The organism is Mesorhizobium sp. M1E.F.Ca.ET.063.01.1.1 (genome assembly GCF_003998155.1).
Taxonomy (GTDB): Bacteria; Pseudomonadota; Alphaproteobacteria; order Rhizobiales; family Rhizobiaceae; genus Mesorhizobium.
Map to the genome: position 1 here is coordinate 1 of NZ_RZSC01001503.1, position 546 is coordinate 546.

Annotated in this window: 1 protein-coding gene; it reads right to left on the reverse strand. The window is 69.6% G+C overall.

What is annotated here, in order from left to right:
- Nucleotides 1-546 (reverse strand): carbon-phosphorus lyase complex subunit PhnI (locus EOA29_RS39470; RefSeq protein ID WP_189479186.1); only part of this gene is annotated, 546 nt, incomplete at both ends.

A 546-nucleotide genomic window follows, 5' to 3' on the forward strand; every position in this document is an offset into this window, starting at 1 on the left:
GACACGGACCTCGCCGACAAAGGGGTGGTTGCGGGCATAGCCGCGCTGGGTGGAATAGCCGAGCGCCAGCAGAAAACCCTCGTCGCCGCGCGACAGCGCCTGCAAGCGGACGTCACGCGCCATCGGGAACTGCAGCGGCTCGCGGGTGATGTCGCCGGGAACATGCTCGCCGGGCATGTCGCCATCGGCCTCGATCAGGCCCTCGCGGGCGAGGATCGCCGAGACGCGCGGCATGGGCTCGGCCTCGGTGGCACGTTGCATGGGCTCGGCGACGTCGCCGCCGGCGGCAAGCTCGGGATCGAGCAGCCGGTGGGTGTAGTCGAAGGTCGGGCCGAGCAGCTGGCCGCCGGGCAGGTCCTTGTAGGTTGCCGACACGCGCCGCTCGATCAGCATAGCGGCGGTATCGGCCGGCCTGGTGTAGCCGAAGCGCGGCAGCGTGGTGCGATAGGCGCGGATGAGAAAGATCGCCTCGATCATGTCGCCGCGCGCCTGGACGATGGCAAGTGCTGCCAGCTCGCGGTCGTAGAGCGAACCCTCGCTCATCAC